Annotated in this window: 16 protein-coding genes; 14 read left to right on the top strand and 2 right to left on the bottom strand. The window is 59.3% G+C overall.

The window, feature by feature from the left end:
- The first annotated feature begins 194 nt into the window (after window positions 1-194).
- From GSF67_RS15750 to GSF67_RS15730, 5 genes are all read left to right on the top strand, one after another.
- A complete protein-coding gene (locus tag GSF67_RS15750; RefSeq protein WP_006312415.1) occupies window positions 195-1,259 on the top strand; it encodes an HlyD family secretion protein in 1,065 nt (354 codons plus the stop codon).
- An 11-nt stretch (window positions 1,260-1,270) separates the two neighbouring features.
- Window positions 1,271-4,048, top strand: coding sequence for a ribosome-associated ATPase/putative transporter RbbA (gene rbbA / locus GSF67_RS15745; RefSeq protein WP_006312414.1), 2,778 nt, complete (start codon window positions 1,271-1,273; stop codon window positions 4,046-4,048).
- Window positions 4,045-5,163, top strand: a complete 1,119-nt coding sequence (locus tag GSF67_RS15740) for an ABC transporter permease (RefSeq protein ID WP_006312413.1) — start codon at window positions 4,045-4,047, stop codon at window positions 5,161-5,163. Before rbbA ends, GSF67_RS15740 begins: the two co-directional genes overlap by 4 nt.
- 134 nt (window positions 5,164-5,297) lie before the next feature.
- Window positions 5,298-5,900 carry a hypothetical protein gene (locus GSF67_RS15735; protein WP_006312412.1) on the top strand — a complete coding sequence of 201 codons (603 nt, stop codon included), beginning with the start codon at window positions 5,298-5,300 and terminating at the stop codon, window positions 5,898-5,900.
- Window positions 5,901-6,117: 217 nt separating this feature from the next.
- Window positions 6,118-6,264, top strand: coding sequence for a DUF1127 domain-containing protein (locus tag GSF67_RS15730; protein WP_006312411.1), 147 nt, complete (start codon window positions 6,118-6,120; stop codon window positions 6,262-6,264).
- 483 nt (window positions 6,265-6,747) lie between these two features.
- Here GSF67_RS15730 and GSF67_RS15725 read toward each other — a convergent pair whose 3' ends face one another.
- Window positions 6,748-7,191 carry a response regulator gene (locus tag GSF67_RS15725; protein WP_006312409.1) on the bottom strand — a complete coding sequence of 148 codons (444 nt, stop codon included), beginning with the start codon at window positions 7,189-7,191 and terminating at the stop codon, window positions 6,748-6,750.
- Window positions 7,192-7,570: 379 nt separating this feature from the next.
- On the opposite strand from GSF67_RS15725, the gene ftsZ reads away from it, so the two are divergent.
- The 3 genes from ftsZ (at window position 7,571) to GSF67_RS15710 (ending at window position 10,570) form a co-directional block, all read left to right on the top strand.
- The gene (gene ftsZ / locus GSF67_RS15720) at window positions 7,571-8,533 is read left to right on the top strand and encodes a cell division protein FtsZ (RefSeq protein ID WP_006312408.1); all 963 of its coding nucleotides are present in this window, start codon (window positions 7,571-7,573) and stop codon (window positions 8,531-8,533) included.
- 263 nt (window positions 8,534-8,796) lie between these two features.
- Window positions 8,797-9,495: a GntR family transcriptional regulator gene (locus tag GSF67_RS15715; RefSeq protein WP_006312407.1), complete on the top strand. Its 699-nt coding sequence runs from the start codon at window positions 8,797-8,799 to the stop codon at window positions 9,493-9,495.
- 109 nt (window positions 9,496-9,604) lie between these two features.
- Window positions 9,605-10,570 carry a dihydrodipicolinate synthase family protein gene (locus tag GSF67_RS15710; RefSeq protein WP_006312406.1) on the top strand — a complete coding sequence of 322 codons (966 nt, stop codon included), beginning with the start codon at window positions 9,605-9,607 and terminating at the stop codon, window positions 10,568-10,570.
- Window positions 10,571-10,637: 67 nt separating this feature from the next.
- Here GSF67_RS15710 and GSF67_RS15705 read toward each other — a convergent pair whose 3' ends face one another.
- On the bottom strand, window positions 10,638-11,675 hold the full coding sequence (locus GSF67_RS15705; protein ID WP_006312405.1) for an Ldh family oxidoreductase: 1,038 nt from the start codon (window positions 11,673-11,675) through the stop codon (window positions 10,638-10,640).
- 318 nt (window positions 11,676-11,993) lie between these two features.
- Here GSF67_RS15705 and GSF67_RS15700 point away from each other — a divergent pair, with 318 nt between their 5' ends.
- From GSF67_RS15700 to GSF67_RS15675, 6 genes are all read left to right on the top strand, one after another.
- A complete protein-coding gene (locus GSF67_RS15700) occupies window positions 11,994-12,800 on the top strand; it encodes a transporter substrate-binding domain-containing protein (protein WP_006312404.1) in 807 nt (268 codons plus the stop codon).
- Between the two features lie 71 nt (window positions 12,801-12,871).
- Window positions 12,872-13,537 carry an amino acid ABC transporter permease gene (locus GSF67_RS15695; RefSeq protein ID WP_006312403.1) on the top strand — a complete coding sequence of 222 codons (666 nt, stop codon included), beginning with the start codon at window positions 12,872-12,874 and terminating at the stop codon, window positions 13,535-13,537.
- A 12-nt stretch (window positions 13,538-13,549) separates the two neighbouring features.
- A complete protein-coding gene (locus GSF67_RS15690) occupies window positions 13,550-14,203 on the top strand; it encodes an amino acid ABC transporter permease (protein ID WP_006312400.1) in 654 nt (217 codons plus the stop codon).
- Window positions 14,196-14,918, top strand: a complete 723-nt coding sequence (locus GSF67_RS15685; RefSeq protein ID WP_176072041.1) for an amino acid ABC transporter ATP-binding protein — start codon at window positions 14,196-14,198, stop codon at window positions 14,916-14,918. The genes GSF67_RS15690 and GSF67_RS15685 overlap by 8 nt, the downstream gene beginning before the upstream one ends.
- Window positions 14,918-16,159 carry an FAD-binding oxidoreductase gene (locus GSF67_RS15680; RefSeq protein WP_006312389.1) on the top strand — a complete coding sequence of 414 codons (1,242 nt, stop codon included), beginning with the start codon at window positions 14,918-14,920 and terminating at the stop codon, window positions 16,157-16,159. The genes GSF67_RS15685 and GSF67_RS15680 overlap by 1 nt, the downstream gene beginning before the upstream one ends.
- Before the next feature lie 108 nt (window positions 16,160-16,267).
- Window positions 16,268-17,977, top strand: coding sequence for an aconitase X (locus tag GSF67_RS15675; protein WP_006312379.1), 1,710 nt, complete (start codon window positions 16,268-16,270; stop codon window positions 17,975-17,977).
- Window positions 17,978-17,980 lie beyond the last annotated feature (3 nt).

The following is a 17,980-nucleotide window of genomic DNA, read 5'->3' as shown; positions in this document are numbered from 1 at the left end:
TGTGTCGACGTAATGTGGTTCACTTGACGTGTGTCAAAGCCTCGAGGCCCTTCCTCACCTAAACAGCCCCCAGCAACCTGTCTTCTCCCTTCAACAGTGGAAATATCAGGTATGAATTATGAACGTAAAGGTGGCTGGCTTCTTCGGTTTCATCGTATTACGGTTGAAACTACAGGGGCGCAGGGGGAAGACGGATGTCTAAAAAAGGCTTGCTCATTGGTCTGGCGGTTGTGGTTCTTGCCATTGCTGCCTATTTCGCCTGGTCGAAGTTGACGGCAGAGGGTCTGCCCTCCGGTTTCGTGGCCAGTAACGGTCGGATCGAGGCGGTCGAGATCGATATCTCCACCAAAACTGCCGGCCGCCTTCAGGACATCATGGTGCGCGAAGGCGATTTCGTGAAGGCAGGGCAGGTGCTTGCCCAGATGGACACGGCCCAGCTGGAGGCCAAAAAGCGGCAGGCGGAAGCGCAGCTTCGCCGTGCAAAGATCGCAATCGATACCGCCCATAGCCTCGTTGCCCAGCGGGAGGCGGAAAAGACCTCGGCGCTTGCGGTGGTGGAACAGCGCAAGGCCCAGCTTGATTCGGCGTCCAAGACCTATGCGCGCTCAAGACAGCTGCTGACCGGCAACGCCGTGTCGCAGCAGATCGTCGATGACAGCGAGGCGACAGAACAGTCCGCCCGCGCCACTCTTGCCTCGGCGCAGGCCTCGCTTGCCGCCTCTGATGCGGCAATCAACGCCGCCAAGGCTCAGATCATCGATGCGGAAGCGGCTGTCGATGCCGCGCAGGCCGATATTGAGAGCATCGAGACTGACATAGTCGATGCGACGCTGAAATCACCCCGCGACGGCCGGGTGCAATATCGCATCGCCCAGCCCGGCGAAGTGCTCTCCGCCGGCGGGCGGGTTCTCAACCTTGTCGATCTCGGCGATGTCTATATGACGTTTTTCCTCCCAACGGCCGAGGCTGGCCGCACATCCATGGGCTCGGATGTGCGCCTGATCCTCGACGCCGCGCCGCAATATACCATTCCCGCCAAGGTCTCCTTCGTCGCCGATGTGGCGCAATTCACGCCAAAGACGGTGGAAACCGAGGAGGAGCGCCAGAAGCTCACTTTCCGGGTGCGGGCGCAGATCCCGCAGGAACTGCTGCAGAAATATATTCAGTACGTCAAAACCGGTCTTCCCGGCATGGCTTATGTCCGGCTTGATCCGCAGGCCGCCTGGCCGGAAAATCTCGAACGCAATCTTGTGAAGTGAGGGTGGCCGCGATGGTCACGCCCTCCGCGACGAATACTAAAAACGATCCCGGCGCCCCGGTCGCACGGTTGACGGATGTCCGGCTGGCTTTTGGCACGGTTGCGCTTGCCGATATATCGGTCGAAATTCCCGCCGGACGGATGATCGGCCTTATCGGGCCTGACGGTGTCGGCAAGTCCAGTCTGCTGTCTCTGATTTCCGGCGCGCGCGCCATACAGAAGGGCAAGGTGGAGGTTCTGGCCGGCGATATGTCCGATCCGCGCCACCGCGAGGATACCTGCCCGCGCATCGCCTATATGCCGCAGGGCCTCGGCAAGAACCTTTATCCAACCCTCTCAGTCTTCGAAAATATCGACTTTTTCGGCAGGCTGTTCGGGCAGGATGGCAGGGAGAGAAAGGCACGCATTGCCGAGTTGCTGAAAAGTACTGGTCTTGAACGTTTTGCCGACCGGCCGGCCATGAAGCTCTCCGGCGGCATGAAACAGAAGCTCGGGCTCTGCTGTGCGCTGATCCACGATCCTGACCTGCTCATTCTCGATGAGCCAACAACGGGCGTCGATCCGCTGTCGCGCCGGCAATTCTGGGAACTTATCGATTCCATCCGCGCCGGTCGTCCGGGCATGAGCGTGATTGTCGCGACGGCCTATATGGAAGAGGCCGCCGGTTTCGACTGGCTGGTCGCCATGGATGGCGGCAAGATCCTTGCCACCGGCTCGCCCGCCGAGTTGCTCGCCCGAACCTCCGCCGCCAATCTCGATGCAGCCTTCATCGCGCTTCTTCCGGAAGAAAAGCGTAAGGGTTACCATGAGGTGCATATCGCGCCGCGCAAGGTGACTGGTGATAGCGATTATGCCATCGAGGCCTCGCATCTGAGCATGCGCTTCGGTGATTTTACCGCCGTCGACAATGTCAGCTTCAAAATTCCGCGTGGCGAGATTTTCGGCTTTCTCGGCTCGAATGGCTGCGGAAAATCCACCACCATGAAGATGCTGACCGGGCTTCTGGCCGCCAGTGAAGGCGAGGCGAAGCTGTTCGGGCACAAGGTGGATGCCAGCGACATGGCGATCCGCCACCGCGTCGGTTACATGAGCCAGGCTTTTTCGCTCTATTCCGAACTCACGGTACGACAGAACCTTGATCTTCACGCGCGGCTGTTCAAACTGCCGGAGGAGAAGATCCAGCCGCGCATAGCCGAGATGGCGGAGCGCTTCGATCTCGGCACCGTCATGGAGACGCTGCCAGACGACCTGCCGCTCGGCATCCGCCAAAGGCTGTCGCTGGCCGTGGCGATGATCCATTCGCCTGACATTCTCATTCTCGATGAGCCGACTTCGGGTGTGGACCCGGTGGCGCGGGACGGCTTCTGGCAAATCCTCGCCGATCTCTCCCGCAACGACAATGTCACCATCTTCATCTCCACTCATTTCATGAACGAGGCTGAGCGTTGCGACCGGATTTCGCTGATGCATGCCGGCAAGGTGCTGATCAGCGATACGCCTGACGCGATTACCAAGAGCCGCAATGCCGCCGCAACGCTCGAAGAGGCTTTTGTCGCCTATCTCGAGGATGCTTCGGGTGTCAAAAAGGCGGAGCCTGCAATAGCGCCAGCTCCGGCAGCGGAGGTGGTCCCGACGCAGCATGTTGCACCGGCCCGCAAACGGTTTTTCGATGTCAGGCGCATGTTCAGCTATACGCGCCGCGAGGCGCTGGAACTGCAGCGCGATCCCATTCGTGGCACTCTGGCGGTTCTTGGCAGCGTCATCCTGATGTTCGTGATTGGATACGGCATCAATCTCGATGTTGAGGACCTGACCTTCGCGGTACTGGACCGCGACGATTCCACCATCAGCCGCGATTACGTGCTCGACATAGCCGGCTCCCGCTATTTCATCGAGAAAGAGCCGATCCGCAACTATGCCGATATGGACCGGCGCATGCGCGACGGGGAACTCAGCCTTGCCATCGAAATTCCACCCGGTTTCGGCCGCGATGTCCTGCGCGGGAAGACCGTGGAGGTGGGCGCCTGGATCGACGGCGCCATGCCGCAGCGGGCAGAAACCGTGCGCGGTTACGTGCAGGGAATGCACCAGACATGGCTGGCGCGCAAGGCGAGCGAAATCTACGGCAATGCAGCGACGCAAAGCAGTTTCAGCATCGAAACGCGCTATCGTTACAATCCCGATGTCAAAAGCCTCGTCGCCATGGTCCCGGCGGTCATTCCGCTGCTGCTGATGCTCATTCCTGCCATGCTGGCGGCCCTCAGCGTCGTCCGGGAAAAGGAGCTTGGCTCCATCGTCAACCTCTACGTGACGCCGACCACGCGGCTGGAATTCCTGATAGGAAAACAGCTTCCCTATGTGGCGCTCGGAATGCTCAATTTCCTGCTGCTGACCGCATTTGCGATCTTCATCTTCCGGGTGCCGTTTACCGGCAGTTATCTCGCTTACGCGACGGGCGCTTTGCTCTTCGTCATCATCGCCACGTCCATCGGTCTCGTCATGTCTTCCTTTATGAAGAGCCAGATCGCGGCGATCTTCGGCACAGCCTTGCTGACGCTCATTCCGGCCACACAATATTCGGGCATGATCGATCCCGTTTCGTCGCTGCAGGGGGCGGGGGCCTTTATCGGTAATATCTATCCCGCCACCTATTTCATGACGATTTCACGCGGCACCTTTTCCAAGGGGCTGGATTTCGCCGGTCTTTCCGGTTCTTTCCTGCCGCTTCTCATTGCCATTCCGCTGCTGCTCATCGCCGGTGCTGCTCTTTTGAGGAAACAGGCGTCATGAGGTTGTTTTCGTCCAACATCTTCCAGCTCGGCATCAAGGAACTGCGCGGGCTTGCGCGTGATGGCATGCTGCTGCTCTTGATCGTTTACGCCTTCACGCTGCAGATCTACACCGGCTCCAGCGCGTTGCCCGAAACTCTGAACAATGCCGCCATCGCAATCGTGGACGAGGATCAGTCGCCGCTTTCCGGCCGCATCAGCACAGCGTTTTATCCGCCCTATTTCGCGCCGCCAAAGCAGATTTCCATTGCTGAGATGGACAAGCGCATGGATGCCGGGCTCGACACCTTCGCGCTCAACATCCCGCCGGATTTCCAGCGTCGGCTTATGGGCGGGCAGCAGCCTGCCATCCAGCTCAATATCGATGCCACCCGCATGAGCCAGGCGTTCAGCGGCGGTGGTTATGTGCAGAACATCGTGACGAGCGAAGTTCAGGAATATGTCAACCGCTATCGCGGCGCGACGACGGTGCCAGTCGATCTGACGCTGCGTTCTCGTTTCAACCCAGAACTGGACAAATCCTGGTTCGGCTCGATCAACAATATCATCACCGCCATCACCATGCTGTCGATCGTGCTGACGGGGGCGGCGCTCATTCGCGAGCGTGAACATGGCACGGTCGAGCATCTGTTGGTCATGCCGGTCACGCCGCTGGAAATCATGCTCAGCAAGGTCTGGTCCATGGGCCTTGTCGTGTTGGTGGCTTCGGCATTTTCACTTTTTGTTGTCGTTAAGGGGCTGCTCGCCATCCCCATCGAAGGCTCGCTTTCCCTTTTTCTGCTTGGAACGGCGTTGCAGCTTTTTGCGATGACCTCGATGGGTATTTTCCTCGCGACAGTGGCAGGTTCCATGCCGCAATTCGGCATGCTGCTGATACTGTTCCTCTTGCCGTTGCAAGTGCTGTCCGGCGCCATGACGCCGCGCGAAAGCATGCCTGATATCATCCAGTACATCATGCTGCTCGCACCCAACACGCATTTTGTCATTCTGGCGCAATCGGTGCTTTTCAGGGGGGCGGGGCTGGATGTGGTCTGGCCGCAATTGCTGGCTCTGCTCGCCATCGGCTCGGCGCTCTTCATTTTTGCGCTTCGCCGCTTCCGGCGGTTCCTGCGCTGAACGACGGAAAAGAGCCCGTTTTCCAGCATTTCCGGACGAGTTGAATTAATTGTGTTCGGTAACGGTATATTCGCCTTCGGGGAATATGCCTATGAGACGGCTGGGTAAAAGAGGGCTTTGTTCAGGAGTAGCAAATGAATATCGCAGCAGGTCTGTCGCTGGCGGCCATGATCGCACTGGCCGCGACACCGTCTTTCGCATCGGAGGATATGGCTTCGGAGACAAGCGAGGCGATATTCGGTTTCGGCGGTGTGTTGACGAAAGAAGACATGCTGAAAAGCGCTGCCCTCATTCCCGTGGAATACGAAAAGAATGCCATTCTTGGCGGCGGTTACCAGTTTTATCCCTATCGTCTCGGCAATGTGAAACTGGGCGGCGAAATCGGTATTGCCGCGAGATTCGGCAAGGGTTTCACCGGTGAGGTGTGGGCAGGCCCGGTCGCGCGTTATGAGCAGATCAGGCTCGGCGAGCGGCTGTTTATCACGCCGAGCTTCACCGCCGGCCTCAGCCTCGTCACGGACGCACAGCGGGGTCGCGAACGCGAGCAGGAAATCAAGGATGATGGCAATGCCAACGTCCTGTTTTATCTGGGACCGGAAATCAACGTCTCCTTCAGCGAGGATTCCTCGACGGAATTCTTCTGGCGCCTTCACCACCGCTCAGGCGGTGGCAAGACATTGGGCAATATGAAGGGCGCGACCAACGCCAACGTTTTCGGCGTGCGCTACAAGTTCTGACGCGCGGGGCGTGTAGAGGCGCCCTCCATATGGCTGAAGTTTCAGCGACCCATCATGTTTCAGGAAGAGGTGAATAGGAACCCTTGCACGCAGCGCATGGGTGGATTGCCTTATTCTGCCTGTTAATTCGTCATCGAAAAGCGCATATAGAGGTCATCGAAAGACGCCGGAGCGAAAACGTTGCTGACGTCACCTAAACCTCAGAAAGGGTCATGTCATGAACGTAACACGCAGCTTCAACAATTGGCGCAAATATCGTCAGACCATCAACGAGCTGGGCCGCATGAGCACCCGGGAACTGCACGATCTCGGTATTGATCGCAGCCAGATCACCAGCGTTGCCCGCGCCGCCGTCGGCAAGTAATACAGGCGATATCGCCACTTATGAATACGTCAACGCCCGCTTCGCGGGCGTTTTTGTTTTTGGAGCCCTTTGTTCCATGGCTCTCCTGCTTGGCGATGCGGTTCATTACGCGCGCGGTTTTGTCATGCCACAGGCAAAGGGCTTGGCGCCTCTCGCGATCAGGATCACGCAATCTTCGGCGAATAGCGCGCAGTATTTTCGAGCGCGAAAATTGCCATGCATATAGCGCATATCTGTGCTGCAACCTTGTGCCTGTGAAATGCGCAGAAAAATGCTATCTTCAAATCATCGAAACGGATGTACCTCCTCCCACATCCTTTCGGTAATGCGGGTGATCCTACTCCTCCTCCCAAAGGATTGCCCCGGGGACAGCGGTTTTCCTCCTCCCATATCGCTGTTCATCTTTTCAGAAAGCCTGCCGCACCTCCTCCCGCGGCAGGCTTTTTTGTTTTGGGGTATTTTCTTTCGTTTTCAGGAAATCGCTCAGTCGAAAGCCATCATGCCGATGGGCGTTACGGCGTGGGTGCCGGCGCGTTTGGCGAGAGCGTAGGAGAGGCATTGTTCGACCGCGTCCTGCGGTACTGGCTTGGCGATCACGCCGGCGCCGATACCGAGATTGACGACGACTTCAGGGTTCGCCGTCATGAAGATCACCACGACGCCATGATCTTCCGAAAGCCGCCTTCCGATCTCCGGTCCGGTCTGTCCATCGGCAAGATTGACGTCGACGAAGGCGATATCGGCACGGCTGCCAAGCGCCACGGCCTGATCCAGCCGGTTGGCGATACCGATGACGTTGGCCTCTTCTTCCGCCTGCATGATCGAATCTTCGATATCCATGGCGATCAGAAACTCGTCTTCAACGATCAGGACACGCGGCTGCTGCGTGCTGTAACCCGTTTCTTTTTGCAAGACGTCTGCCAACATATGCCTGTCTCCGTTCTATGCGCCCCAGAGCGCTGTTGGCTAGCAAACACCTTGGGCCGTAACTCGTTCCAAAGTGAGATAAACATAGTGAATGGAGTGTAAACGACGTGCCTTTTCGGCTATGACCACTCTATAGCGAAGCAGTTGATTCGGTTCGGTTTTCATCCGGGTAAGGGGTCGGAGAACGTCACCGTGGAGCATCTTTCGCCCCCTGGAACGCCTGCTATTCGCCATTTTGGCGCAATAGGCTGGCATGAAAATTCAAAGCGTTACGGCCTTCTTCTCCTGTGGGGGCAGAGGCGCTGGGACCTTGCCGATCATTCGCGTGCCGCGGTCAAAACGGCGCCGGACCCTATGAGTTTAGAAAGAGAATAAGACGATGACCCAGTCTCCGCGCGCCACCATTGCCCGCAACACGCCCAATATCGCCGTCGTCGGCGTCGGTGGCGGTGGCGGCAATGCGATCAACAACATGATTGCCGAGGGCATCAGCGGTGTGGATTTCATCGCCGCCAACACGGATGCGCAGGCGCTGAAGAAAACCAATGCACCGCGGCTCGTACAATTGAGCTCCGAGCTGACCGGCGGCCTCGGCGCAGGCGCCGATCCCGAGGTCGGCCGTCAGGCGGCGATCGATTCCCTAGATGAGATCATGGATCACTTAAGCGGCTACGACATGTGCTTCATCACTGCCGGCATGGGCGGCGGCACGGGCACGGGTGCTGCTCCCGTCATTGCCGAGGCCTGCCGCGCGAAGAACATCCTCACCGTCGGCGTCGTCACACTCCCGTTCAGCTTCGAGGGCGCGCGGCGTATGCGGGCGGCCGAATATGGCTTTGCCAACCTGCTCAACACGGCAGATACCGTCATCGTCATTCCCAACCAGAACCTGCTGCGTATCGCCGATGCCGGCACCACCTTCGAAAATGCGTTGAAGACTGCCGACAAGGTTCTGTCGCTTGGCGTGCGCTGCATCACCGATCTCATCCTGCGCGAAGGCCTCGTCAATCTCGATTTTGCCGATGTGCGTTATGTCATGAAGAATGGCGGACGCGCGCTTATGGGCACGGCGCAGGCCAAGGGGCCGAAACGCGCCTCGGAAGCGGCCGCGGCAGCCATCGCCAATCCGCTGCTTGGCGAACCTTCGCTGAAGGAGGCGCGGGGCGCGCTGGTGGCCATCTCGGGTGGCAACGATCTGACGCTTTATGAAATTGACGAAGCGATGACGCTGGTGCGCGAAGCGGTGAGCGAAGAGACCGACGTGGTGATGGGCGCTTCCTTCGACCCCACGCTCGATGGCGCCTTCAAGATTTCCGTCGTGGCCACCGGCCTGCGCAACTAAGGGCAGAATGACCGTGCGATACATTCTTCACCCCGCCAGGGAGCAGGAACAATCGGCTCACTCCTCTTTCTTGGGATAAATCGAACCTCCCGGCGCCCACGCCACAAACCGAACGATTAAAAGCCGCCGCGGGTAATTTCCGCGACGGCTTTTTGGTTGTTCTTGAACAATTATTCCGCCATTCGAGAAAGCGAAGCGACCGCGCGGCGTTGATAACGAAAAAATATAATAGTACTCTTTATGTCGACAAGAGGGATTTAGTGATGACGGATATAATTGCTTCTGCCGAGCGCAAGCGCGGCTCCGGCGTGAAGATGGTCTATGATCTGCTGCGCGACGAGATTCTCGATCTGGTGCTGCCGCCGGGCAGCCCGATCGATGAGGTGCAGCTTGCCGAACGGTTCAAGATGTCGCGCACGCCGATCCGCGAGGCCCTGGTCAGGCTGTCGGGTGAGGGGTTGATCGATACGCTGCCGAACCGCTCGACCATGGTGTCGAATATCGATTTCCTCAACATGCACACCTATTTCGATGCGCTGGTGCTGATGTACCGGGTCACCACGCAGCTCGCCGCGCAATATCACCGTCCGGAAGATCTGGCCGGTATCCGGGCGCACAATGCGGAATTTGCCGTTGCGGTGGAAGAGCAGAATGCGCTGGCGATGATCTCCACCAATGCCGCCCTTCACCTTGCCATCGCCGAGGCCGGCCGCAACCCCTATTTCACCAGCCTGTTCAAGCGTCTTCTGGACGAGGGGCGCCGTATTCTCCGGCTTTATTACCAGTCCTACGAGGATCGCCTGCCGCGGCGTTTCGTCGATGATCATGAGGCGATGATCGCGGCCATTGCCACGCGCGATATCGCTCTTTCGGAAAAACTGGCGCGCGAACATGCCGAACAGATCGTGCGCCAGGTGCAGAAATTGCTGGTGCGAAACGAGCGTCTGGAAATAAGTCTGTAGCTTGTCGATTTCTTGTCGACAAATAAAATACAAGATAGTAATGTCCTTGTCGAAAGGGTGGCGCGGAGCTGCGTCCATTCCTGAGAACCATATGCCTTAGGAGCTCATAATGACGGCCAGCATTTTTTCCGGCGTAATCCCCGCTTTGATGACCCCGTGCAGACAAGACCGCACCCCTGATTTCGATGCGCTTGTCCGCAAGGGCAAGGAACTGATCGCCGATGGCATGTCCGCCGTCGTTTATTGCGGTTCGATGGGCGACTGGCCGCTCCTGACGGACGAGCAGCGCATGGAAGGCGTGGAGCGCCTGGTCAAGGCCGGCATTCCCGTTATCGTCGGCACCGGCGCCGTCAACACGGCATCTGCCGTGGCGCACGCTGCCCATGCCCAGAAGGTTGGCGCCAAGGGCCTGATGGTCATTCCGCGCGTTCTGTCGCGCGGTTCGGTCATCGCCGCCCAGAAGGCCCACTTTAAGGCGATCCTTTCGGCCGCTCCTGAAATTCCGGCTGTCATCTACAACAGCCCCTATTACGGTTTCGCGACCCGCGCCGATCTCTTCTTCGCGTTGCGCGCCGAACACAAGAACCTCGTCGGCTTCAAGGAATTCGGCGGCCCGGCCGATATGCGTTATGCCGCTGAAAACATCACAAGCCGTGATGATGAAGTAACCCTGATGATCGGCGTCGATACCGCCGTTGTGCATGGCTTCGTCAATTGTGGTGCAACCGGCGCCATCACCGGCATTGGCAATGTTCTACCCAAGGAAGTCATTCATCTCTGCAAGCTGTCGCAGGCTGCGGCCAAGGGTGATGCGGATGCCCGCGCCCGCGCGCTGGAACTGGAGCAGGCGCTTGCCGTGCTCTCCTCCTTCGATGAAGGCCCGGATCTGGTTCTCTATTTCAAGCACATGATGGTGCTGAAGGGCGACAAGGAATACACGGTGCACTTCAACGAAACCGATGCCCTGACGGACAGCCAGCGCGGTTATGTCGAAGCGCAGTTCAAGCTGTTCAACAGCTGGTACGCCGACTGGAGCAAGCTTCCGGGCGCGGTGCAGACCTGCAAAGCTGCCTGAGTCATCACAGTAATAAAATAAAAGGCCCGCATTTGCGGGCCTTTTTCATTTCCGATCCTCAACGCGGTCAGGAGACCGCGTCCAGTCCCTTCTCCAGCAACCGATCGAGTCCGGCCATTTCAGCGGCCGTGAGAGTAATGCCTTCGCTCTCGGATTTGGCGCGGGCGGCAAAGCGGCGGCCGGAGGGCAAGCGGGCGCCTTGGCCGATGATGGCGTCGAACAGCACTTCGGCGCGCTGGAAGGGATCACCAGGACGCCCCTTGGCGAAGGCTTCCGGGGAGAATGCAACGATCAATTCGCCGTGGAAAGGCGCAAGCGTCGTGGTGCCGAGATAATCGAGCACTTCGGGGCTGGTGAGATCGCCGATCATGATGCCGGCGAGAAGCTCGATCATGGTGCCGATGGCCGAACCCTTGTGGCCGCCAAAAGGAAGCATGGCACCGGCAAGCGCTGCCTCCGGGTCGGTGGTCGGATTGCCATCGGCATCCACCGCCCATCCTTCCGGCAAGGATTTTCCCGCGCGCCGGTGCAGTTCTATCTCGCCGCGGGCGGCAACGGATGTCGCGAAATCAAAGACGTACGGCGACGTGTCCTTGCGCGGCCAGCCGAAGGCAAAAGGATTGGTGCCGAGCAGCGGCTTGGTTCCGCCTGTGGGTGCGACGGTGGAATAGCTCGGGCACATCACCAATCCGGCCAGTCCGTTCGAGGTCAGTCCCTCGACCTCGGGCCAAAGTGCCGAAAAATGTGTGCAGTCGTTGATGACGAGTGCCGCGAGGCCCAGGCGTTTCGCGCGCTCGGCCAGAACCGGCAGGCCAAGCTCGAAGGCGGGGTTGGCGAAACCGCCCATGGCATTGACCTTCACGATAGCCGTGCCGTCGTCTTCCGCCACTTCCGGTATCGCATCGGGCTTCACCTTGGCCGCCTTGACGGTGCGAAGTGCGCCTTCAATGCGGTAGATCCCATGCGATTTGCAGGCATCTCGTTCGCCGGCGGTGATGACGCGCGCCAACGCGCCCGACTGCACAGCATTCAGCCCAGCCCTCAAAAAAATCGACTCGACCCGCTGGAAAAGTGCCTCAATGGTCAAGGTGGTCGTGTCGCTCATCATAGTTCTCCGATACTGGCTCGCACATTTTGAATACATAAAGTATACAAAGGCGAGGCTAATGCAATCTGTGTTTTCACGTCGTGGCGCCAGCACGTGCAAATCGGCGTCAGCCGGAAAGGGTGGATATATCTATAGGCCCCGACACCGTGCTTACGCGGTTTTTTCCATTCAGGCCGCTCAACCAATCTCATTCGTTCGCACACGCAAAAAATTCTTTTTGTATACTCATTGTATTTTTATATTGATTTATCGCTGCCATGGGGAAATAGTGATCGCGCCTTCAACGGCAGACCAATTGATGGGAGCAAATCAACAATGAAAAAATCGGTCATCGTCGCCGGCCTCCTGGCCGCCACTTTCTCTATTACGCCGGCCAAGGCCGACAAACTTGACGACATCATTTCGTCCGGCATGCTGCGTTGCGCCGTCGTGCTCGATTTCCCGCCGATGGGCGCGCGTGATGACGCCAACAACCCTGTTGGCTTCGATGTCGATTATTGCAACGATCTGGCCAAGGTGCTTGGCGTCACGGCTGAAATCGTCGAGACCCCGTTCCCCGAGCGTATTCCGGCGCTGATGTCCGGCCGCGTCGATGTCGGCGTTGCGTCGACCTCCGACACGCTGGAGCGCGCCAAGACGGTCGGTATGACCGTGCCTTATTTCGCCTTCGAAATGGCTGTCACCGCCAACGACAAGTCCGGCATCAAGTCCTTCGAAGACATGAAGGGCAAGACGGTCGGCGCAACCGCCGGCACCTTCGAAGCGATCGCGCTCGAAAAGACGGTCAAGGAATGGGGTGTGGGCGAATTCCGTCCTTACCAGACCCAGGCTGACGTGTTCCTCGCGCTTAGCCAGGGTCAGATCGACGCCACGGTCTCCACCTCCACCGTTGCGCAGTCGACCGTCAAGAGCGGCAAGTTCGCAGGCGTCTCCGTCGTCGGCAAGGCGCCTTATGACATCGACTACGTTTCGCTGTTCACCAACCGCGATGAATACGGCTTCATCAATTACCTGAACCTCTTCATCAACCAGCAGGTTCGCACCGGCCGTTACGCCGAACTCTACAAGAAGTGGGTTGGCGGCGAGGTTCCGTCGCTCACTGTCAACGGCGTTTACCGCTGATCAGGACTTTTCGTAAACGGCGCGGTCAAAATGATCGCGCCGTTGATCGTTTCTGAAAAGGCGGGCGCCTCATGTTCAATTATACATTCCACTGGAATCAGGCGCTGAAGGCTTTGCCGCAGCTTCTGGACGGTGCGGTGGTGACTCTGCAGATCGCCATTCTGTCAATGGTGATCGGTCTTTCCTTCGCCATCCTGCTGACTTTGTTCCGGCTCTCCGGAAACCGCGTTCTCGGCGCTTTCGCCGCCGTCTGGGTCGAAATCGCCCGCAACACGCCGGCGCTGTTCCAGATTTACATGGCTCATTTCGGGCTTGGCAATTTCGGCATTCATCTCAGCCCCTATACAGCACTTCTTGTCGGCATCGCCTTCAACAATGCCGGTTATCTGGCGGAAAACTTCCGTGGAGCGCTGAAAGCGATACCGGATACGCAGACGCGGTCGGGCCGTTCGCTCGGCATGACCTCGATGCAGACGTTTCGGCTGATCATCATGCCGCAGATGCTGCGCGTCGCCTTCCTGCCGGCCACCAATCAGATGGTCTGGGCGATCCTGATGACCTCGCTTGGTGTCACAGTCGGCATGAATACCGATCTCGCCGGCGTCACGCAGGCGCTCAATGCGCGTTCGTTCCGAACCTTCGAATTCTTCGCGCTCGCTGCGGTCATCTATTATGTGATCGCCAAGATCGTCACGCTTGCCGCCAGATTGCTGGCTGCACGTCTGTTCCGTTACTGAGAGAGGTGAGCCATGTTTGAAACCGCGCTCACCTGGAGTGATCTCGCCTTCCTGGCCAAGGGTGCCGGCATGACGCTTGCCGTCACCGCCGTCGCCGTCACGGCAGGCACCATCATGGGGATCATCTTCGGTATCATCCGTTTCCAGTTCGGCCCCTACTGGTCGCTGCCGCTGACCTTCGTTCTGGATATTTTCCGCTCGGTGCCGCTGCTCATCCAACTGGTGCTCGGCAATGCCTTCCAGTCGATCGCCAAGCTCGGCTGGCCGCCATTCACCACCTCCTGCGTCGTGCTGTCGCTTTATACGGCAGCCTATTGCACCGAGATCGTGCGCGGCGGCATCGGTGCCGTGCCGTCCAATACGCGCCGCGCCTGCCGGTCGCTCGGCATGACCTGGTCGCAGGACATGCGCTACATCGTGTTGCCGCTTGCCACGCGTGTGTCCCTGCCGTCTTGGATCGGGCTGACGCTCGGTGTCATGAAGGATTCCGCACTGGTGCTGTGGCTTGGTCTTATCGAGCTTCTGCGCGCATCGCAGATCCTCGTCACCCGCCTGCAGGAACCGCTGACCATCCTGATGATCTGCGGCGCCATCTATTTCCTTATCAGCTTCCCCATCGCCCGTTTCGGCGGGTATCTCGAAAGACGGTGGTCCCCCAATGATTGAGATCGAAAACGTCCGCAAATCCTTCGGCCCGCTGGAGGTTCTGAAAGGGATCAACCTCACCGTCAACAAGGGTGAGGTCGTCACCATCATCGGCGGCTCCGGTTCCGGCAAGTCGACGCTGCTGACCTGCATCAACGGTCTCGAGCCGATCGACAGCGGCAAGATCGCCATCGACGGCACGGAAGTGCATGCCAAATCGACCGACCTCAACAAGCTGCGCCGCAAGGTCGGCATTGTCTTCCAGCAATGGAACGCCTTTCCACATCTGACGGTGCTGGAAAACGTCATGCTGGCGCCACGCAAGGTTCTTGGCATCTCGAAAGAAAAGGCCGAGGAAATCGCGGTCAAGCAACTGACCCATGTCGGTCTCGCTGAAAAGCTGAAGGTCTATCCGAACCGCATGTCCGGCGGCCAGCAGCAACGCATGGCGATTGCCCGCGCGCTTGCCATGTCGCCGGAATATATGCTGTTTGACGAAGTCACCTCTGCGCTTGATCCGATGCTGGTGGGCGAAGTGCTCGATACGCTGAAGATGCTGGCAGACGAAGGCATGACGATGATCTGCGTCACCCACGAAATGGCCTTCGCAAGGGATGTCTCGAACCGCGTCGCCTTCTTCCATCAGGGCGTGATGGCGGAAATCGGCACGCCCGACCAGTTGTTCGGCGCGCCGCAGCATCCAGAAACGCAGAAGTTCCTGGCGAACGTTCGATAATGCCTGCACATGATGTCATTGTCATAGGGGCCGGCGTCGTCGGTCTCTCGGCGGCAATTGCCGCGCAGGGCCGTGGTCTTTCGGTCACGGTCATCGACCGCGAGGGACCGGCGGCGGGCGCTTCGGCCGGCAATGCCGGAGCCTTCGCCTTTACCGATATCCTGCCGCTTGCATCCCCCGGCATTCTCTGGAAGGCGCCGAAGTGGCTTCTCGATCCGTTGGGACCGCTTAGCGTGCCGCCGGCCTATGCGCTGAAGATCGCGCCGTGGATGTTCCGTTTCTGGCGGGCCTGCGCCGCATCGAAGGTCGAGCATTCCACAGCCGCGCAGACAGCAATGATGGATCTTTCCAGGGCCGAGCTCGAGCCGTTCCTCAGAAAGACCGACACCATTGCCATGCTGCGCAAGGAGGGCAACCTTCAGGTCTATGAAAGCGAGGCGGAATTCGAGAGCTCGCTCGCCGGCTGGAAAGCGCGCGAGCGCCATGACATCGAGTTCCGGCATCTGAACGCCGAGCAGATGGCCGAAATTCAACCCGGCATCGCACCGCGCTTTGCCTGCGGCACATTCACGCCCGGCTGGTTTTCGATCGCCGATCCCAAGCTCTATACGCTGGCGCTGGCCGACCATTTCCGCACCATAGGCGGGCGTATCGAATGCCTGGATGTGGCTTCGCTCAGACCGCTGGAAGACGGCGTCGAGGTGGTGAGCCATGATGGCCGCACCCGCAAGGCGACCAAGGTGGTGCTGGCGGCGGGTGCCTTCTCGCACCGCATCGCCCGTTCGCTTGGCGAAAAAATTCCGCTGGAAACGGAACGGGGTTATAATACCACGTTGCCTTCAGGCGCCTTCGATCTACGCACGCAGGTCACCTTCGGCGGCCACGGCTTCGTCGTTACCCGTCTTTCCTCCGGCATCCGCGTCGGTGGTGCGGTGGAACTGGGCGGGCTGGAGCTTCCGGCCAATTTCGCCCGTTCCGAGGCGCTTCTGGCCAAGGCGAAAGCCTTCCTGCCTGGTCTGAAAACCGAGGGCGGAAAGCAGTGGATGGGCTTTCGCCCGTCGCTGCCGGACAGCCTGCCGGCCATCGGGCAAGCGCGGCATACTGCAAGGGTGGTCTATGCTTTCGGCCACGGGCATCTGGGGCTGACGCAATCGGCGGGCACGGCCCGCATCGTCGCCGATCTTCTGACGGGGCAAAAACCCGCCATCGATACAAGGGCATTTTCGCCGCAACGTTTCTAGAGAATTCTGGCTTTTCTCCGAAACGCAAAAATTCTCTAGCTTTTTTCACGCATTTTCCGGGCGTAACCACTGCGCAATTTTACCGGAAATGCTTCAGGGAGATTTTCGATGTCTTCTGCCGTTTCAACCACAGCCGCTCCCGAGGCGCGCAGCATTCTGGCCGGTGCCGCCGAAGGCAAGGTCATCGCAACGACAGAGGCGCTGAGCTTCTGGGGCGGTGTCGATCCCGCCACCGGCAAGGTGATCGACGTGCATCACCCGCTGCACGGTATCTGTCTCACCGGCGGCGTGCTGTTCATGCCGACCAGCCGCGGCTCCTGCACCGGCTCGGGTGTGTTGCTCGATCTCATCCTCACCGGCCGTGCGCCTTCGGCACTGGTTTTCTGCGAGGCCGAGGACGTTCTGACGCTGGGTGCGCTTGTCGCGGCGGAAATGTTCGACAAGGCTTTGCCGGTCATCCGCCTCGATGCCGAAACTTTCACCCACTTCTCGCGTGCTGCCAATGTCAGCATCGATCAAAATACCATCAAGGCCGACGGCGTCTCTCTTGCCATCGCCCCGCCGGCGACGGCACATCTCGACCTCACGGACGACGACCGGGCGATGCTTGAGGGGTGTGATGGCATTGCGGTGCGTCAGGCCATGCGCATCATCGTCGCCATGGCCGCCCAGCAGGGGGCATCCGCGCTTGTTGATGTCACCCAGGGCCATATCGACGGCTGCATCTATGCCAGCCCCGCCAACCTTACCTTTGCGGAAAAAATGGCCGACATGGGCGGCAAGGTGCGGGTTCCTTCGACCATGAACGCCATTTCCGTGGACAAGGCCAACTGGCGCGCACAGGGCGTGCCGGAGGATTTCGGCGATCCCGCTGCAAGACTGGCGGATGCCTATGTGCGCATGGGATGCAAGCCCACGTTCACCTGTTCGCCTTACCTGCTCGACAGCGCGCCGAATGCCGGCGAATCGATTGCCTGGGCCGAATCAAATGCGGTGATCTTCGCCAATACGGTGCTCGGCGCCCGCACCGCCAAACATCCTGACTTTCTCGATCTTTGCATTGCGATGACGGGCAGGGCGCCGCTTTCAGGCGTGTATATCGAAGAAAACCGGCGGCCGCAGCGCATCGTTGACGTGGCCCTGCCAGCCGGCATTGATGACGCCTTCTGGCCGCTCGTCGGTTATCTTGCCGGCAAGGCTGCACCGGATTGCATTCCCCTGTTGCGCGGCCTTGGCGCCGCAAAGCCGTCGCGGGATGATCTGAAAGCACTCTGCGCCGCCTTCGGCACCACCTCTGCCTCGCCGATGCTGCATATCGAGGGCGCGACGCCGGAAGCCGGGCTTGCGCCGCTCGAAACCGCGGAAACCGTCACCATTTCGCTTCAAGATATGGCCGCCGCCTGGTCGCTCCTGAACGATGGGCCGGAGGAGGTGCAGCTTGTTGCCATCGGCAGTCCGCACGCCTCGCTGGAGGAGTGCCGCGCCCTTGCCGCCGTTTTCGCCGGCCGCAAACGTCGTGCAGATGTTGCCGTCATCGTTACCGCCGGCCAGCAGGTCATCGATGCGGCCGGCAAGGACGGCACGCTGCAGAGCTTGAAGGACAGCGGCGTGCAGGTGCTGCCGGATCTCTGCTGGTGCTCGATTTCCGAGCCGGTCTTCCCGACGAAGACGCGCGCGCTGATGACCAATTCCGGCAAATACGCCCATTACGGCCCGGGCCTTAGTGGCCGCGCGGTACGCTTCGGCAGTCTTGCCGATTGCGTCGAAAGCGCGCTGACCGGCCGTGCCGTATCCCGCCTTCCTGTCTGGCTTTCATGAGGA

The organism is Agrobacterium sp. CGMCC 11546 (assembly GCF_013365515.1).
Taxonomy (GTDB): Bacteria; Pseudomonadota; Alphaproteobacteria; order Rhizobiales; family Rhizobiaceae; genus Agrobacterium; species Agrobacterium fabrum.
This window is presented reverse-complemented; position numbering and strand designations above follow the sequence as displayed.